Raw genomic sequence first — 17,196 nt, forward strand, 5'->3', positions numbered from 1 at the left:
GCTGGCCGTGCCAAAGCGCCCGGATGGCCGTGACCTATGCGTGACCAGACCTTGTTCGACAAGATAGATTTGCACCTGATCAGGGTGCTGCACACGGTGCTGACGGAGCGTAGCGTCTCCAGGGCAGCGCTGCGACTGGGCATGCACCAGCCGGCGGTGTCTGCAGCCCTGCGGCGTCTGCGTGAGCTCGCTGGCGACCCTTTGCTGGTGCGCTCAGGGGCACAGATGCAGCCTACCGATGTGGGTCTGCGCATGGTGCAACCCTCGGCAGACATTCTGCGTGCAGCCGAGGGGCTGTTCAGCGATGCGCGGCAGTTTGACCCGCGCACCTCGACTCGTACCTTCCGTATTGCGGCCAGCGACTATCTGGACCCCCAATTCCTGCCGCGGCTGATGTCGGCCATGAAGGCGCAGGCCCCGCATTGCCCGGTGGACTTTCTGCCGCTGAGCGCCGAGGCGCATTACGAGGGACAACTGGCCGATGGCGAGATCGATGTGGTCATCGGCAACTGGCCGCAGCCACCGGAAGGCCTGCACATGGCCAAGCTGTTCGAGGACGAGGTGGTCTGTCTGGTCAGTCCCAAGCATCCGGCAGTGCGCAGGGGCTGGGATGTACAGCAATGGCTGCAGGCCGAGCATATTGCGCCAACCCCGGCCTATCCGGGTGCCCTGGGCGTGATAGACGAACAGCTGGCAGGCATGGGTTTGAGCCGCCAGGTGGTGGCACGCTGCGCGCATTTCAGTCTGATTCCCGACATGGTGGCATCAAGCTTGCTTGTCATGACCTCGGGCAGATTGTTCTGTGAGCGTTTCAGCGAACGTCTGTCCCTGGCCATACTGCCTTGCCCCGTGGAATTCCCTCCGCTGGTTTATTACCAGCTCTGGCATGCGCGTTCGCATGCCGGAGCCGCCACACGCTGGCTGCGAGAGGTGGTTCGCAATGTTGCACTAACGCTGCGAAATCAATAGCTTGTATCGTATTCCTGTTCAGCGCATAGAGCCTGTTTGAGTCAATTTGTTATTTGAATTGAGAGACAATCCAGCGATGAATCCCCCCCCGACACATTCCCCCTCTGCGAGTGCGCCTGCGCGTTTGCAGCTGGAGGGTATTACCAAGCGGTACCCGGCTGTGGTCGCAAACAGCAAGGTATCGCTGAAAGTTAAGCCCGGCGAGATCCACGCCATCCTGGGCGAAAACGGCGCTGGCAAGTCCACGCTGATGAAGATCATCTACGGTGCGGTCAAGCCTGACGAGGGTGCCATCCTGGTCGATGGCAAGCCGGTGCAGATCCGCAATCCGCAGGAAGCCCGGGCACTGGGCATTGCCATGGTGTTCCAGCATTTCAGCCTGTTCGACACGCTGACCGTGGCCGAGAACGTCTGGCTGGGCCTGGACAAGAGCATTGCACTGGCCAAGGTGATCGAGAACATTCAGGCCACGGCCCGCGATTACGGGCTGGAGGTGGACCCGCATCGTCCCGTACACACGCTTTCCGTCGGCGAAATGCAGCGCGTGGAAATCATCCGCGCCCTGCTGACCAATCCCCGCGTGCTGATTCTGGACGAGCCCACCTCGGTGCTCACGCCCCAGGCCGTGGAGATGCTGTTTGTGGTGCTGCGCCGCCTGGCCGCGGAAGGCTGCTCCATCCTCTATATCAGCCACAAGCTGCATGAGATCCGCTCGCTGTGCACGGCCTGTACGGTGCTGCGCGGCGGTGTGGTGACGGGGGAGTGCAACCCGGCCAACGAGACCAATGCTTCGCTGTCGCGCATGATGATCGGCTCGGAGCCGCCGGAGCTGGAGCACCGCAGTGCGAATACCGGCGATACCGTGCTGCGTGTGCAGGGGCTGTCGCTCAGAAGCCAGGATCCTTTTGGTGTCGATCTGCAGAGCATTGCGCTGCAGGTGCGTGCGGGCGAAGTCGTCGGTATTGCCGGCGTCTCCGGCAACGGCCAGAAAGAGCTGATGTATGCGCTGTCCGGCGAGGACACACGCTCCGAGGCAGAGGCCGTGCAGTTGCTGGGCAAGGGCGTGGGACGCATGGGGCCTGGTCGGCGCCGTGGCATGGGCCTGCATTTCGTGCCTGAAGAGCGGCTGGGGCGCGGGGCCGTGCCCAGCATGGGCCTGGCCCACAACCTGTTGCTGACGCGAAAGACCGCAGTGGGCAAGGGCGGCTGGATTCGCATGGCGGCGCTGCAGGCGCAGGCGCGGGACATCATCGGCCGCTTCAACGTCAAGGCCGGCGGTCCGAATTCGGCCGCGCAGTCGCTGTCGGGCGGCAATCTGCAGAAGTTCATCGTGGGTCGTGAAATTGATGCCAAACCACGTCTGCTCATCATCTCTCAACCCACCTGGGGGGTGGATGTGGGGGCTGCGGCGCAGATTCGGGGCGAGATTCTCAAGCTGCGCGACCAGGGTTGCGCCGTGCTGGTGGTCAGTGAGGAGTTGGACGAGTTGTTTGAGATTTGTGACCGCCTGCATGTGGTGGCCAAGGGCCGCCTGAGTCCTTCGGTGGATAGAGCGGCTGCCACGGTGCAGCAGATTGGTGAATGGATGAGCGGCCTGTGGGATGCGGCAGTCGTGCAGGGAGGTGCCCATGCTTAAGCTGGAACAACGCCCCCAGGCATCGAAGTTCTGGACCTATGGCTCGCCGATTCTGGCCTTGCTGATCACCGTGTTGGTAGGAGTCTGCCTGTTTGCCCTGCTGGGCAAGGATCCGGTCAAGGGCTTGCAGGCCTTTTTCTGGGAACCCATCAAGTCGGGCTATGCCCTGGGCGAGCTGGCTGTAAAGGCCACGCCTTTGCTGCTGATCGCTCTCGGGCTGGCCGTATGCTTTCGCTCCAATGTCTGGAATATCGGTGCCGAAGGCCAGTTCGTCATCGGGGCGGTGGCTGCGGGCGGCATTGCCTTGCTGGCCGACAAGACCACAGGGCCCTGGATCGTGCCAGCCATCCTGATCGCCGGCATGCTCGGCGGCATGTTCTGGGCGGGCATAGTCGCCTTGCTGCGCGACCGTTTCAACGCCAACGAAATCCTGGTCAGCCTGATGCTGGTCTATGTGGCCACGCTGGTGCTGGGCTATCTGGTCTATGGTCCCTGGAAGGACCCCATGGGCTACAACTTCCCGCAGACCAAGAGCTTCGAGCGCGTCACGCAGATTCCTCGGCTGGTGCAGGGCATGCGCATGAACATCGGCGTTGTCATCTCGCTGGTGGGGGCCGGTCTGCTGTGGGCATTCCTGTTTCGCACGCGTGCAGGTTTTGCCCTGCAGGTCGGCGGCCTGGCGCCGTCGGCGGCACGCTATGCCGGTTTTTCCTCGCGCAAGGCGCTGTGGACGGCGCTGCTGATCTCCGGCGCCACCGCCGGTCTGGCGGGGGCACTGGAAGTCGCTGGCCCTCTGGGTCAGCTCACGCCCTATGTGCCCGCCGGCTACGGCTTTGCGGCCATCATCGTGGCCTTTGTGGGGCGCCTGCATCCTGTGGGCATGATTTTCTCGGCCATTCTCATGAGCATGTTTTATATCGGTGGCGAGCTGGCGCAGTCGCGTCTGGGCCTGCCCAAGGCACTGACCGGCGTCTTCCAGGGACTGCTGCTGTTCGCGCTGCTGGCCTGCGACACGCTGGTGGCCTATCGCATCCGCTGGGTGGCAAAAAAAGCCGGCAGCGCCATTTCTGCAGTGAAGGGAGCCTGATCCATGGAATCCTATGCACTGCTGCTGGGCTCCACCCTCAGCGCCGGCACTGTTCTGGCGCTGGCGGCCCTGGGCCTGCTGATCAATGAAAAATCGGGCATCGTCAATCTCGGCGCCGAAGGCATGATGCTCTGTGCTGCCATTGCGGGCTTTGCCGCTACCGTGCACACCGGCAATACCTGGCTGGGCTTTGGCGCGGGCATGCTGGCAGGGGCCTTGCTGGCCGCCATCTTCGGGGGACTGGTGATCTGGTTCAACACCAACCAGTACGCAACCGGTCTTGCGCTGTCGCTGTTCGGCGCGGGCTTCTCTGCATTTGTGGGCCTGGGCTATGTGCAGGCCAAGCTGCCCGAGCTGCCCAAGTACTCGATTCCTGGCCTGGCAGATCTGCCGCTCGTGGGCCCGGCTTTGTTCACGCTGCACCCGCTGGTCTACGGTGCCATCGTGCTGGCCGCCCTGATGGTCTGGTTTCTGTACCGCACGCGTGCGGGCCTGGTGCTGCGCTCGGTAGGCGAGTCGCCCTCGTCGGCCCATGCCCTGGGCTACCCCGTGCGCCGCATCCGTCTGATGGCCGTGATGTTTGGCGGTGCCATGTGCGGTCTGGCGGGGGCCTTCATCTCCGTGGTCTACACGCCGCTGTGGGTGGAGAACATGGTGTCGGGTCGAGGCTGGATTGCTCTGGCGCTGACGACTTTCGCGACCTGGCGACCGGCCCGCGTCCTGCTGGGCGCCTATCTGTTTGGCGGCGTGACCATGTTGCAGTTCCATCTGCAGGCCACGGGGGTCCAGGTGCCCAGCCAGATTCTGTCCATGCTGCCGTATCTGGCCACCATTGTGGTGCTGGTGCTGATCTCGCGTAATCCGACCTGGATTCGAGCCAATATGCCGGCCTCCCTGGGAAAACCCTTCTACCCTGGAGCGTGATGCCCAAATGTGGTGCAATCCGCTTTTCAAAAATAACGAGAGGACAACTTCGATGACAACTCTGGGCAAACGCGCTCTGATCAAGATGATCGGCCTGACGGCTGTTTCCATGGCTGTGCTGACCGCTTGCGGCAAGAAGGAAGAGGCTCCTGCAGCGCCTGCCGCGGCACCTGCGGCTGCTCCTGCTGCCGACAAGCTCAAGATCGGCTTCATGTATGTGAGCCCCATCGGCGACGGCGGCTGGACCTACCAGCACGAGCTGGGCCGCAAGGCCATCCAGGAGAAGTTCGGCGACAAGATCGAGACCTCCATGGTCGAGAGCGTGCCAGAGTCTGCCGACGCCGAGCGCGTGATGCGCGACATGATCGGTCAGGGCAACAAGCTGGTCTTCGCCACCAGCTTCGGCTATCAGGACTTTGTGCAGAAAGTCGCCGCCGACGTCAAGGATGTGAAGTTCGAGCACGCCACCGGCTACAAGACGGCCGACAACGCAGCCGTGTACGACACCAAGACCTTTGAAGGCGCTTATCTGGCCGGTATCGTGGCGGGTGCCATGACCAAGACCAAGACCGTGGGCGTGGTGGCTTCGGTGCCAATCCCCGAAGTGGTGCGCAACATCAACAGCTTTGTGCTGGGCGCCCAGAGCATCGACCCCTCCATCAAGGCCAAGGTGGTCTGGGTGAACGAGTGGTTCGCTCCTCCCAAGGAATCCGAAGCCGCCAACAGTCTGATCAACGGCGGCGTGGACGTGATGTACCAGAACACCAATTCTCCAGCCGTGCTGAAGACGGCCGAGGAGCGCGGTGCCCGTGCCTTCGGCAAGGACGGCGACATGAGCGGCTTCGCGCCCAAGGCTCATCTGGGATCGGCCGTGATCGACTGGACTCCTTACTACAGCAAGGTGGTGGAAGACACGCTGGCAGGCAAGTGGCAGACCGGCAACTTCTGGTGGGGTGTGAAGGAAGGCGCCATCGACCTGAAGAAAATCGCTGACGACGTGCCCCAGGAAATCAAGGACAAGGTTGAGAAGGCTCGCGCCGGCCTGAAGGACGGCTCCTTCGCCGTCTGGACCGGTCCCATCAAGGACAACACCGGCAAGGAACTGCTGGAAGCCGGCAAGGTTGCCGATGACGCCTGGCTGCGCAGCATCAACTTCTATGTGAACGGTATCGAGGGCAAGGTGCCCGGTGCCAAATAAGCACTGTTTGCGGGGCGCCTGAGCAGCGTCCGATCAAAGGCCCCTAGGGGGCCTTTCTTTTTGCGCTGTCGTTTTCAGGATACCTATCTGCAATTTGGCGCAGTTTATGCATATATTGCCCAAGGTGTAACCGGTATCCATGGGCTTGCGCTCCTATCGGTTTCAAACCTCACTCTTTGTTCCAAGGAAACTTTAATGACTGATTTGCACAAGCGTTCATTGATCAAGGTCGCCGCACTGACGGCTATTGCCTCGGCCGCTCTCGTGGGCTGCGGCAAGAAGGAAGAAGCAGCTGCGCCGGCAGCAGCCCCCGCTGCCGCTCCTGCGGCCGCTGTTCCCGAACCTCTGAAGATTGCTTTTGCTTATGTCGGCCCGGTGGGCGACGGTGGTTGGTCCTTTGCCCATGACCAGGCCCGCAAGGCCCTGGAAAAAGAGTTCGGTGACCAGATCAAGACCAGCTATGTGGAGAGCGTGCCCGAAGGTGCCGATGCCGAGCGCGTGCTGCGCGACATGGCCTCGCAGGGCAACAAGCTGGTGTTCGGTACCACCTTCGGCTATATGGACGTGATCCAGAAGCTGGCCCCCGAATTCGCCGATGTGAAGTGGGAACACGCCACCGGCTACAAGACCGCCGCCAATGTCAGCACCTATGACAGCCGCACTTACGAAGGTGCCTATCTGGCCGGCATCATTGCCGGTGGCATGACCAAGTCCAACACCCTGGGCGTGGTGGGCTCGGTGCCTATTCCCGAAGTGATCCGCAATATCAACAGCTTCACCCTGGGTGCCCAGTCCGTGAATCCCAAGATCAAGACCAAGGTGGTCTGGGTCAACGAATGGTTCAGCCCTCCCAAGGAGACCGAAGCTGCGACCAGCCTGATCAACGGCGGCGCCGACATCCTGTTCCAGAACACCGATTCGCCGGCGGTGCTGAAGACGGCCGAGGAAAAGGGCAAGCGTGCCTTCGGCTGGGATTCGGACATGACGGCCTACGGCCCCAAGGCTCACCTGGGCTCGTCCATCATCAACTGGGCGCCTTACTACATCGACTCCACCCGCAGCGCGCTGGAAGGAAAGTGGAGCAGCCGCCAGACCTGGTGGGGCGTCAAGGAGGGCGTGATCGACATCGTCTCACTGGCTGACGACATTCCTGCCGAGCTCAAGGCAAAGGTTGAGGACGTGAAAAAGGGACTGAAGGAAGGTACATTCACCATCTGGAAGGGCCCTATCACCGGCCAGGACGGCAAGGAACTGATCGCTGCCGACAAGGTTGCCGATGACGGTTTCCTCAAAGGCATCAATTTCTACGTCAAGGGCGTGGAAGGCAAAGTGCCCGGCGGCGACGCCAAGTAAGCACTGCGGATCAGGCATCGCGCAGCCTCGTCGCACCGATTGCGGCCTGTGGCGCATGTCTTCACGGCAGACCCCGGGTTTGCCGGGTAGTGTTGGCTGTTAACAGTCGTCCAGACACGACTTGCAGCGACAGGGCCGCCGCAGAGCGGCCCTTTGTATTTCGATAATGACGAGTATCCCCATGACTGAACGTACCCTCTGGCATCCTGTTGCCCAATCCTCCGAGGTGGTGAGCGCGCCGTTTTCCGTGCTGCTGCTGGAACAGCCGCTGGTGCTGTGGCGCAATGCCGAGGGACTGGTGCAGTCCTTCGTGGATCGCTGCCCGCATCGCGGTGCACGCCTGTCCATGGGGCGCGTGGAGAACGGACATCTGGAGTGCCCCTATCACGGCTGGCAATTCTCCTCCGGTGGCCAATGCGTGAAAGTGCCCGCCGTGCCCGATTTCACTCCCCCCGCATCGCAGCGCGTACGGGCCTTCGAGGTGCAGGAGGCCTACGGACTGATCTGGGTGCGCCTGGAGCCTTCCGACAGCCAGCTGCCCGTGTTCGCTGCCGAGACGGATGAACATCTGCGCAAGGTGAACTGCGGGCCTTACGATGTGGCGGCCAGTGCACCGCGCATCATCGAGAACTTCCTCGACATGTCCCACTTCGGCTTTGTGCACGAAGGCTGGCTGGGCAGCCGCGACGCCACGGCCATTGCCACTTACAAGGTGGAGAGCACCTCAACCGGCGTGCTGGCGACAGGCTGCAAGGCTGTACAGCCCCAGTCCAATCTGCACTCCACCCAGGCGGCCGAGGTGGAGTACACCTACGAGGTGACCGCCGCCTACACTGCCGTGCTGACCAAGATTCCCGAAGAGGGCACTTCCAAACAGGGCTGGCGTGAGCAGATCGGTCTGTTCATCTGCCCTGTCACTCCCGAAACCAGCCGCGTCTGGTTCCGTCTGGCGGTCGCGGACTTCGAATCGACCGATGAGCAGTTGCAGACCTTCCAGCACACCATCTTTGTGCAGGACCAGCCTGTGCTGGAGTCGCAGCTGCCCAAGGCCCTGCCGCTGGATCCGCGCGCAGAAATGCACTCGGCGGCCGACCGCATGTCGTCGGCTTATCGCCGTTTCCTGAAGGCCCAGGAGATCGCCTTCGGAACCTGCTGATACAGGCCTGAGAGGCTTTGCCGCCTGCCCGGCTTGGCGTCCATGCGGCTCGCCGGGAGGCCGCGCCAAGGGCTTGTGGCCGCCAGGCCGAAGTCACAGACTCGTCGGGGCTGGCCATATGGCTTGAGCTGCGCCGGTTTGATAGGCTAGACATTGAATGGCGCGTAGCGCCAAGGAGAATAAAGATGAACACCGTGCCTGCCGTAGATGTTTCCCGTCTGCCGGAGCTGCTGCGAGCCATGCCCAAGGCCGAGCTGCATATGCATATCGAGGGTTCGCTGGAGCCCGAACTGATTTTTGCGCTGGCGCAGCGCAACAAGGTGGCTCTGGCCTATGACAGCGTGGAAGCTCTGCGCGCGGCCTATGCCTTCACCGATCTGCAGAGCTTTCTGGACATCTATTACGCGGGTGCCAGCGTGCTGCTGCACGAGCAGGACTTCTACGACATGGCGCGCGCCTATCTGGACCGCGCCGTGGCCGACAATGTGGTGCACACGGAAATCTTCTTTGACCCGCAGACCCACACCGAGCGCGGCGTAGCCATGGAGACCGTCATCAACGGTCTTTACCGTGCCTGCCGCGATGCGCAGATCGAGCAGGGCATTTCCTCCTCGCTGATCCTGAGCTTTCTGCGCCATCTGAGCGAAGAAAGCGCCCTGCAGACGCTGGAGGCCGCGCTGCCGCTGCGTGACCGCTTCATCGGCGTGGGGCTGGACAGCAGCGAGCTGGGCAATCCGCCCGAGAAGTTCGAGCGCGTGTTTGCGCGCTGCAAGCAGCTGGGCCTGCATCTGGTGGCCCATGCCGGGGAGGAGGGGCCGCCCGCCTATATCTGGGGTGCTCTGGATGTGCTGAATGTGGAGCGCATCGACCATGGCGTGCAGTCAGAGCAGGATGCGCTGCTGATGCAGAGGCTGGTCAAGGAGCAGATACCGCTGACGGTCTGCCCTTTGTCCAATCTCAAGCTCTGCGTGATCAAGGACCTGGCCGATCACAATTTGCCGCGCCTTCTGGCGGCCGGGCTCAAGGTCATGATCAACTCGGACGACCCGGCCTATTTCGGCGGCTATGTCAACGAGAACTACACCCAGCTCTTTGCCGCCACGGGCATGGGTGCGCCCGAGGCCTACCAGCTGGCGCGCAACAGCCTGGAAGCGAGCTTTGCCGCTGAGGCGCAGAAGGCCGAATGGATTGCAAAGCTGGATGCAATCTTTGCGCAATTTGCGGCTTGAAAATAGGAGCTTCCAGCGCTTGCTAAATGTGGGTTTTAGATAGATTTCTATCTGAACTCTATGAATATCAAGTGCTGGCAGCTCTTTTTTTATCAGTGGCTTGCTTCAGGAAAACTGGGCCTTGATGCGCTCAGCCAACTCTCCCAGCGCTGCAAAGCCCGGCTCCTCGCGCTTCCAGACCACGGACAGTCCATCGCCCTCGAAACGCGGCAGCACATGCAGGTGAAAGTGAAACACCGTCTGCCCCGCAGGCGCGCCATTGGCCTGGAAGATATTGATGCCGTCGGGATCGAAAGCCTTGTTCACCGCAGCCGCCACGCGCTGGGCCGTCTGCATCACGGCGCCGGCTTCCTCGGGCGTCAGCTCCAGCAGATTGACGGCATGGCGCTTGCTGGCTACCAGCACATGGCCTCGTGTGGCCTGGCCGATGTCCATGAAGGCGATGGTCAGATCGTCCTCATAGACCTTGGCCGATGGAATCTCCCCTTTGACGAGCTTGCAGAAAATGCACTCCCCAGGGGGCGAGTGGTCTACAAACATGGGCATGACGCTCTCCTTTTTTATGGTTCAAGCGTTCTATCTTAGAGGCTGAGCGGTTTCAGGCCCGCGTCGCGCGCAGGCAGCTTGGGGTGATCTCGGCCATGGATGTCGCGCCCAGCATGGCCATATTGCGGTCCACCTCGTCACGCAGCAAGGTGATGGCGTGATGAACGCCCTGCGCACCGCCGACTGCGGCGGCGTACATGAAGGGGCGGCCCAGAAACACCATGCGCGCGCCCAGGGCCACGGCCTTGAGCACATCGCTGCCGCGGCGAATGCCGCTGTCCATCATCACGGCCGTGCGGTGGCCCACGCGGTCCACCACATAGGGCAGCATCTGCAGCGGTGCGACCACGCCGTCGAGCTGGCGGCCGCCGTGGTTGGAGACCACGATGCCTTGCGCGCCGATATCGGTGGCCATCACGGCATCGTCTTCGTTGAGGATGCCCTTGATGATGAGGTTGCCTTTCCAGCGCTGGCGAATGCGTTCGATGTTCTTCCAGTTCAGGTGGTCACGGCCCGAGGTGTCGCGGATGGCGGTGCCCGACAGCAAAGGCGCGCCGCGCGTGGCAAACGAATTCTCGAAGTGCGGCATGCCGTGGTTGATCAGCGTACGCAGCATGGTGCCCACCATCCAGCGCGGGCGGGTGATGCCGTCATAGGCCAGGCGCAGCGAGGGGCGCAGCGGCATCGAGAAACCGGTGCGCACATTGTTTTCGCGATTGGCCCAGACGGGGATGTCCACGGTGATGACCAGGGTGCCGAAGCCGGCAGCCTCGATGCGCTCGATCAGGCCGTCGATGCGCGTGGTGTCGCCGGGCAGATAGGCCTGGAACCAGGTCGACGGTGCGGCCTTGGCTACATCTTCCATGGGGATCAGCGAGGTGCCGCTCATGATGGCGGGAATGCGGTTGGCAGCCGCCGTCTGTGCCAGCACCAGATCGCCACGGTAGGCATTGATGGCGCTGATGCCCACGGGGGCCACGCCGAATGGCGAGTCCCAGGTCTGGCCGAACAGCTCGACCTTCTGGTTGCGCTGCGACACATCCACCATGACCCTGGAGCTGAAGCCATATTGCAGGAAGCTGTCACGGTTGGCCTGCAGCGAGACGCAGTCTTCAGCCGCGCCGGAGACATAGCCAAACAGAGGGCGGGGCAGGTGCTTGCGTGCGGCGGCCTCGAAGTCATGCAGCGACAGAATGTTCTGCAGATGACGGGGAAGCCCTGCGCGTTGGCCGTAGGCGGCTTGCGCTTTGGGGGCGGAGGCTGCGTTTGCAGCAGGGGCTTGTGACGATGCCATGGTAGGGCGCCTCGGGAGCGAAATTCAGGGGTTTAACTGGCTGCGCCCCCGCACACTTGCGGTGCACGGGGGCGTGACAGAAACATCAGGTGTTCAAGGTTTACTGAGCGAATGTACCGCGCTGACGCATCAGCTCGCGGTGCAGTTGCTCGTTACGCTCGAACGGTGCGCGGCCATGCACATAGAAGTAGTTGTTCAGAACCACCAGGTCGCCAGCGGGCAGGCTGACGGTGCGGGTGCCGGGCGAATTTTCCATCGATTCGGACAGGTTCTGCAGATATTCGGCTTCGGCGTCGTTGGCGGGCTGCACGAACTGGTCGATGAAGGAGATCGACAGGCCGAACTCGCCGTGGAAGAACACGGGGCGTTCCACGCGCTCGTTCACATTCTTGGAGCCCGGGGCCTTGTACAGCAGGGGCTTGGCGCCCAGCGGGTCTTGCACAAAGCAGTCCAGCTCGCTCCAGTCGTCCAGGTGCAGAAAGCGCGACTCGCCGCCCACGGCGTTCTGCTCGTCGAACTTCATCATCAGCAGCCAGTCGGTGGCTTCGGTCACGAAGGTGCCGTCGGTGTGCATGGTGAACAGACGATAGGCCTGGCGCAGATAGGAGTCGCTGGCGTCGGTGTGCTTGACCAGGAAACGTGCGTAGTACTTGTTGGACATGGAGTCGTGGTTGGCCGGGCCCAGGATATGGCCGATGGCGGTGCCGAACTTCACATAGTCGTCGCTATCCTGGCTCACCCCTTCCAGACCCAGCACAAAGCCGCCATGCTTGCGGTCCCTGATGATGTTCACCAGGGTCTCGCCAAAGTCGGCACCCATGTGGGCCTTCAGGCGGCGCGCCAGATGAAAGCGCATGAAAGGCACGTATTCGAGGTTCTGCACGTCGATATCGCGCACATCGGCCAGGAAGGCGTTCAGGGCATCGGTGTTCAGGGTCAGCTTCAGCAGGCGGGGATGCTCGGGGTGAGCGGCGATCTCGTAAGCGGCAGGCTGAATCAGTTGCTGGGGGGTAGTAGCGTTCATGGTGGGCGGGTACTTCAATCAGGGATGGGCTGATTTGACGCTTCTTGTTTGATACGATCTACGGGGTTAAATGCATTTTTTGATAAGAATTTCAGATTAAATCCATGCTCAGCTACCGCCAACTCGAGCACTTCGTCACCGTAGCCCAGGAGCTGCATTTCTCTCGTGCCGCCGACAAGCTGGGCGTGGCCCAGTCCGCCGTCAGCGTGCAGGTGCAGCAGCTGGAACAGCAACTGGGGGTGCGCCTGCTGCAGCGCAACAAGCGCAAGCCCATCACGCTGACCGATGCGGGCGAGCTGCTTTATGACGAAGCAGTGGCCGTGCTGCGCCATATGGAGCGGGCCCAGCAGATCGGGCAGTTGGCGGCCCAGGGCATGAGCGGCCATGTCAAGCTGGGCTATATCTCCTCGTCAGTGACCTCGGGTGTGCTGGCGCGCATGCTCACGCAGTTCCGCCCCGGCCATGAGCAGGTGCACATGCAGGTGCTGGCCATGGAGACGCCGCGCCAGTTGCAGGCGCTGCAGCAGGGCGAGATCGATGCCGGTCTGCTGCGGCCGCGCCGTCGTTACCCCGAGGGCGTCAAGGCGGTCATCGTGCATAGCGAGCCCTTCATGGTGGCGCTGGCCGAGAATCACCCGCTGGCACGCCATGAATCCATCAGCGTGGCCGATCTGCGCGGCCAGACCTTTATTGCGCCGCAGTTCATCAACGAAAGCGAAGGCTTTGCCGAGGTGCTGGCGCGGCTGGCCGAGACGGCCGGGTTTTCGGCTCGCGAGGCCTATCGCGTCAACGACTTCGTCACGGCGACCAGCCTGGCGGCTGCGGGCTATGGCATTGTGGTGCTGCCCGAGTCGAACCGCCTGCTCAATCAGCCGGGCGTGGCCTTCAGGCCGCTGCGTGACTTCAAGGAAAACGTGCACATGGCGCTGGCCTACCGCGAGCGCGAGAACTCGCCCGCGGTGCGCGCCTTTCTGGCCGTGGCCAGAAGCTGCGCAGCCTAGTTACGCGGCTGCGGGCAGGGCGGTGTTGCAGCGCAGGGTTTCGGGTGTTGAACTAGCTAAAATGATAGCTGCTATCGCTTGCTGATATTAGTTTCTGGATATGAATTGCATTGAATTCAATGCATGAAAAGCGCAGTAGGCTCTGTTATTGATAGCGCAAGCCCTGGCCTGCGCGCAGCCGTATAGCCTCTATAAGCGCAGCCGTGTTCCGCAGGCGAGAGCGGGCGCGTAAGCTCTGGTCCATGAAAATCTATCGTAGTGCCCTGCTGCGCTTCGCCGATGACGGCCAAGCGGTTTATGACTCCGACGCCTTGCTGGCGGTTGCTCCCGATGCCGCGGGCGTGCAGCGTGTGGTGGCTGCGGGCAGCTGGCAGGCGCTGGCCGACCAGTATCTTGAGCGCGAAGGCGTGCAAGTCATTCACCTGCCCGGCAAGCTGCTGGCACCGGGCTTTGTCGACCTGCACATCCACTATCCGCAGACCGATGTGATCGGCGCGCCTGCCCCGGGCCTGCTGCCCTGGCTGGAGAACTACACCTTCCCGCACGAGTCGCGTTTCCACGATCGCGAATATGCCGATGGCGTGGCCGATTTCTTCATGAACGAGCTGCTGCGCAACGGCGTGACCACGGCGCTGGCCTTTGCAACTTCGCATCCGGCATCGGTGGATGCCATCATGACGGCTGCGCAAAAGCGCAGCATGCGCATGATTGCCGGCAAGGTGCTGCAGGACCGCAACAGCCCCGACGGCGTGCGCGACGACACCGAGCAAGGCCTGATCGACACCGAAACCCTGATCCAGCGCTGGCATGGCGTGGACCGCCTGGGCTATGCGATCACGCCGCGCTTTGCGCCCACCAGCACCGAAGCGCAGCTGCGCGGTGCGGGCGAGCTGGCCGCCAGGTACGGCGATGTCTGGATCCAGTCCCATGTGGCCGAGAACCTCGACGAGGTTGCCTGGGTCAAGCAGCTGTTTCCCGAGTCACGCAGCTATCTGGCGGTCTACGACGACTTCGGCCTGATGCGCGAGCGCGCGGTCTATGCGCACAGCATCTGGCTCGATGAAACCGACCGCCAGCTCATGCACGACACGCGTTCGGCGGCGGCCGTCAGCCCGACCAGCAACCAGTTTCTGGCCAGCGGCTATTTCGACTACCTCAAGGCCGACCAGGCCGGCATGCTCTACGGCCTGGCCAGCGATGTGGGCGGCGGCATGAGCTTTTCGCCGTTTCGCACCATGCAGGCCGCCTATGTGGTGGGGCGCGAGAGCCATGCCAAGCAGGGGCAGAGCCTGTCGCCGCAAAACCTCTGGTGGCAGCACACGGCAGGCGCTGCGCGGGCGCTGGGCCTGCAGGGCGTGATCGGCAATCTGCAGCCTGGCTGCGAGGCCGATCTGGTCGTCATCAACCCCGGCTGCACGCCGCTGCTGGCGCGCAAGACGGCCCAGGCGCGCAATCTGGACGAGCTGCTGTTTGCCATGATCATCCTCGGAGATGACCGCCTGATTGAGCAAACCATTGTTTCTCAAGCAAAATAGCGGTCTTGCGCTTGATTTGTGAGCGCACAACGCTATGAAAAATCAAGCGATACAGGATTTCTAATGAGCATCAAGAGCGACAAATGGATCCGTCAGATGGCGGAGCAGCACGGCATGATCGAGCCTTTCGAGCCTGGCCAGGTGCGCCAGGTCGACGGCAAGAAGATCATCAGCTACGGCACATCGAGCTATGGCTACGACATCCGCTGCGCCCGCGAATTCAAGGTCTTCACGAATATCCACAGCACGGTGGTGGACCCCAAGAATTTTGACGAGAAGAGCTTTGTCGATTTCGAGGGTGACTATTGCATCATCCCGCCCAACAGCTTTGCACTGGCCCGCACGGTGGAGTACTTCCGCATCCCGCGCGACGTGCTGACCGTCTGCCTGGGCAAGAGCACTTATGCGCGCTGCGGCATCATCGTCAACGTGACGCCCTTCGAGCCCGAGTGGGAGGGCTATGTGACGCTGGAGTTCTCCAACACCACGCCGCTGCCGGCCAAGATCTATGCGGGCGAAGGCTGCGCCCAGGTGCTGTTCTTCCAGGGCGACGAGCAATGCGAAGTCAGTTACAAGGACCGCAACGGCAAGTACCAGGGCCAGCATGGCGTGACCCTGCCCAAGGCCTGAGGCCTGTTGCTCCGCCAAAAAAGCCCGCTGCGGATACAGCGGGCTTTTTGCTTTCCAGGGTGGCAGCTGGGCGAGATCAGGCGGCTGCCGCTTCGAGCGCCGGCCAGTCCAGATTGCAGTGCGCGCCCACGCTGGCATGGCGCTGCAGCGCCGCGTCCACCATCAGGCTGCACAGGGCCAGCTGGTTGCGCAGTGCAGGGTCGGCACCGCGCCATTGAGCGCGCCACAGCACCAGTTGCTTGGCCGCTGCAATCAGGCTGTGGTTGCTGCGCACGATGCCCACGTTGTGCAGCATGAGCTGCTGCAGCGACTGGCGCATCTCCTGCTGGCTTTCAGCGCTCAGGCTCTTGCCGGGCTTGCGCTGCCTGCCAGGAATGGCAGCAGGTTTGTGCAAGGGCTGCTCGGCCATGCGCAGCGCGGCAGACCTGCCCATGACCACGCACTCCAGCAGCGAGTTGCTGGCCAGACGGTTGGCGCCATGCAGGCCGGTGCGGGCCACCTCGCCAATTGCCCATAGACCGGCCACGGCAGTGCGGCCGTCCACATGGGCCTGCACGCCGCCGCAGGCATAGTGGGCACAGGGCGCAACAGGGATGGGCTGGGTGGCAATGTCTATGTCGTACGCAGCGCACAGTGCCATGACGCCGGGAAAATGCTCGCCCAGCCAGTCGCGGCTGCGGTGTGTGATGTCCAGCAGCACATGGGGCAGCTGGTGGGCACGCATCTCGCGGTCGATGGCGCGGGCCACGATGTCGCGTGGCGCCAGCTCGGCGCGCGGGTCGTGGCGCAGCATGAAGCGCTCGCCGGGCTGGCCGTGCCGGTCCGGCAGGCAAAGCAAGGCTCCTTCGCCGCGCAGCGCTTCCGAGACCAGGCCCACGGACCGGCCGCCCACCTGCAAGGCCGTGGGGTGGAACTGCATGAACTCCAGGTCGCGCACGACACAGCCCGCGCGCCAGGCCATGGCGATGCCGTCGCCGGTCGCGGTGGCCGGATTGGTGGTGCTGGGGTAGATCTGGCCCATGCCGCCCGTGGCCAGCACGGTATGGCTGGCCAGCATAGGCTGCTGCTGGCCATCGGCATTGCGCACGTTGGCACCCACGCAGCGCTGCTGCACGTCCAGCAGCAGTTCCATGGCGGTGCAATGCTGCAGCAAGGTGATGTGCTTCAGATGCCGGCAGGCCTGCAGCAGGGTCTGGTGCACGGCCTGCCCGGTGCGGTCGGCCGCATGCACAATGCGCCGAGCGCTGTGACCGCCTTCGCGCGTCAGGTGCAGGCGGCCGTCTGCATCGGTGCTGAAGGGCACACCCAGGGCCTGCAGCCAGGCGATAGCCTGGGGGCCTTGTTCCAGAATGCGGCGTACGGCGCCTTCGTCGCAGAGGCCTGCGCCGGCGATCAGCGTGTCCTGAACATGGGCTTCCAGGCTGTCGGCGGGATCCAGCACGGCGGCAACGCCGCCTTGGGCCCAGGCGCTGGCGCATTCGTCGGCACTGCTTTTACTGAGCACGGTGATGCGCAGTGTGTTGGGCAGGCTGAGCGCCAGCGTCAGGCCGGCCAGTCCAGAGCCGATGATGAGCACATCGCTGCAAGTCTGAGATTGGGGCATGGTGCTTGTCC

15 protein-coding genes are annotated in these 17,196 nt (G+C 62.8%); 11 read left to right on the forward strand and 4 right to left on the reverse strand.

The window, feature by feature from the left end; translation table 11 throughout:
- Positions 1-36: 36 nt before the first annotated feature.
- From JAO85_RS19810 to JAO85_RS19845, 8 genes are all read left to right on the forward strand, one after another.
- Positions 37-969, forward strand: coding sequence for a LysR family transcriptional regulator (locus JAO85_RS19810; RefSeq protein WP_003067150.1), 933 nt, complete (start codon positions 37-39; stop codon positions 967-969).
- Positions 970-1,045: 76 nt separating this feature from the next.
- Entirely contained in the window at positions 1,046-2,605 is a 1,560-nt protein-coding gene (locus tag JAO85_RS19815; RefSeq protein WP_034380525.1) for an ABC transporter ATP-binding protein, read from the forward strand.
- Positions 2,598-3,692, forward strand: a complete 1,095-nt coding sequence (locus tag JAO85_RS19820) for an ABC transporter permease (RefSeq protein ID WP_039049057.1) — start codon at positions 2,598-2,600, stop codon at positions 3,690-3,692. The genes JAO85_RS19815 and JAO85_RS19820 overlap by 8 nt, the downstream gene beginning before the upstream one ends.
- A gap of 3 nt (positions 3,693-3,695) precedes the next feature.
- On the forward strand, positions 3,696-4,616 hold the full coding sequence (locus JAO85_RS19825) for an ABC transporter permease (protein ID WP_039049058.1): 921 nt from the start codon (positions 3,696-3,698) through the stop codon (positions 4,614-4,616).
- Positions 4,617-4,668: 52 nt separating this feature from the next.
- Positions 4,669-5,814, forward strand: a complete 1,146-nt coding sequence (locus JAO85_RS19830) for a BMP family ABC transporter substrate-binding protein (protein ID WP_003067155.1) — start codon at positions 4,669-4,671, stop codon at positions 5,812-5,814.
- A gap of 195 nt (positions 5,815-6,009) precedes the next feature.
- The gene (locus JAO85_RS19835) at positions 6,010-7,167 is read left to right on the forward strand and encodes a BMP family ABC transporter substrate-binding protein (protein WP_202788826.1); all 1,158 of its coding nucleotides are present in this window, start codon (positions 6,010-6,012) and stop codon (positions 7,165-7,167) included.
- 181 nt (positions 7,168-7,348) lie between these two features.
- Positions 7,349-8,323: an aromatic ring-hydroxylating dioxygenase subunit alpha gene (locus tag JAO85_RS19840; protein ID WP_003067157.1), complete on the forward strand. Its 975-nt coding sequence runs from the start codon at positions 7,349-7,351 to the stop codon at positions 8,321-8,323.
- Between the two features lie 185 nt (positions 8,324-8,508).
- Positions 8,509-9,552 carry an adenosine deaminase gene (locus JAO85_RS19845; RefSeq protein ID WP_054074601.1) on the forward strand — a complete coding sequence of 348 codons (1,044 nt, stop codon included), beginning with the start codon at positions 8,509-8,511 and terminating at the stop codon, positions 9,550-9,552.
- 105 nt (positions 9,553-9,657) lie between these two features.
- On the opposite strand, the gene JAO85_RS19850 is transcribed toward JAO85_RS19845, so the two are convergent.
- The 3 genes from JAO85_RS19850 to glaH all read right to left on the reverse strand — a co-directional run bounded on the left by JAO85_RS19850 (position 9,658) and on the right by glaH (position 12,416).
- Complete coding sequence (locus JAO85_RS19850) at positions 9,658-10,098, reverse strand: HIT family protein (protein ID WP_046461538.1); 441 nt, start codon at positions 10,096-10,098, stop codon at positions 9,658-9,660.
- Positions 10,099-10,150: 52 nt separating this feature from the next.
- The gene (locus tag JAO85_RS19855) at positions 10,151-11,392 is read right to left on the reverse strand and encodes an alpha-hydroxy acid oxidase (protein WP_057093142.1); all 1,242 of its coding nucleotides are present in this window, start codon (positions 11,390-11,392) and stop codon (positions 10,151-10,153) included.
- A 100-nt stretch (positions 11,393-11,492) separates the two neighbouring features.
- On the reverse strand, positions 11,493-12,416 hold the full coding sequence (glaH, locus tag JAO85_RS19860) for a glutarate dioxygenase GlaH (protein WP_054074603.1): 924 nt from the start codon (positions 12,414-12,416) through the stop codon (positions 11,493-11,495).
- A gap of 104 nt (positions 12,417-12,520) precedes the next feature.
- Here glaH and JAO85_RS19865 point away from each other — a divergent pair, with 104 nt between their 5' ends.
- From JAO85_RS19865 to dcd, 3 genes are all read left to right on the forward strand, one after another.
- Positions 12,521-13,417, forward strand: coding sequence for a LysR family transcriptional regulator (locus JAO85_RS19865; RefSeq protein WP_012839484.1), 897 nt, complete (start codon positions 12,521-12,523; stop codon positions 13,415-13,417).
- 242 nt (positions 13,418-13,659) lie between these two features.
- Positions 13,660-14,952 carry a guanine deaminase gene (gene guaD / locus JAO85_RS19870; RefSeq protein ID WP_202788827.1) on the forward strand — a complete coding sequence of 431 codons (1,293 nt, stop codon included), beginning with the start codon at positions 13,660-13,662 and terminating at the stop codon, positions 14,950-14,952.
- Between the two features lie 63 nt (positions 14,953-15,015).
- Positions 15,016-15,582 (forward strand): dCTP deaminase, encoded by a 567-nt coding sequence (dcd, locus tag JAO85_RS19875; protein WP_003052512.1) that lies wholly within the window; start codon positions 15,016-15,018, stop codon positions 15,580-15,582.
- 76 nt (positions 15,583-15,658) lie between these two features.
- Here dcd and nadB read toward each other — a convergent pair whose 3' ends face one another.
- A complete protein-coding gene (gene nadB, locus JAO85_RS19880; protein ID WP_202788828.1) occupies positions 15,659-17,185 on the reverse strand; it encodes an L-aspartate oxidase in 1,527 nt (508 codons plus the stop codon).
- Positions 17,186-17,196: the final 11 nt, after the last annotated feature.

It is taken from the genome of Comamonas sp. NyZ500 (assembly GCF_016772095.1).
GTDB lineage: Bacteria > Pseudomonadota > Gammaproteobacteria > Burkholderiales > Burkholderiaceae_C > Comamonas > Comamonas thiooxydans.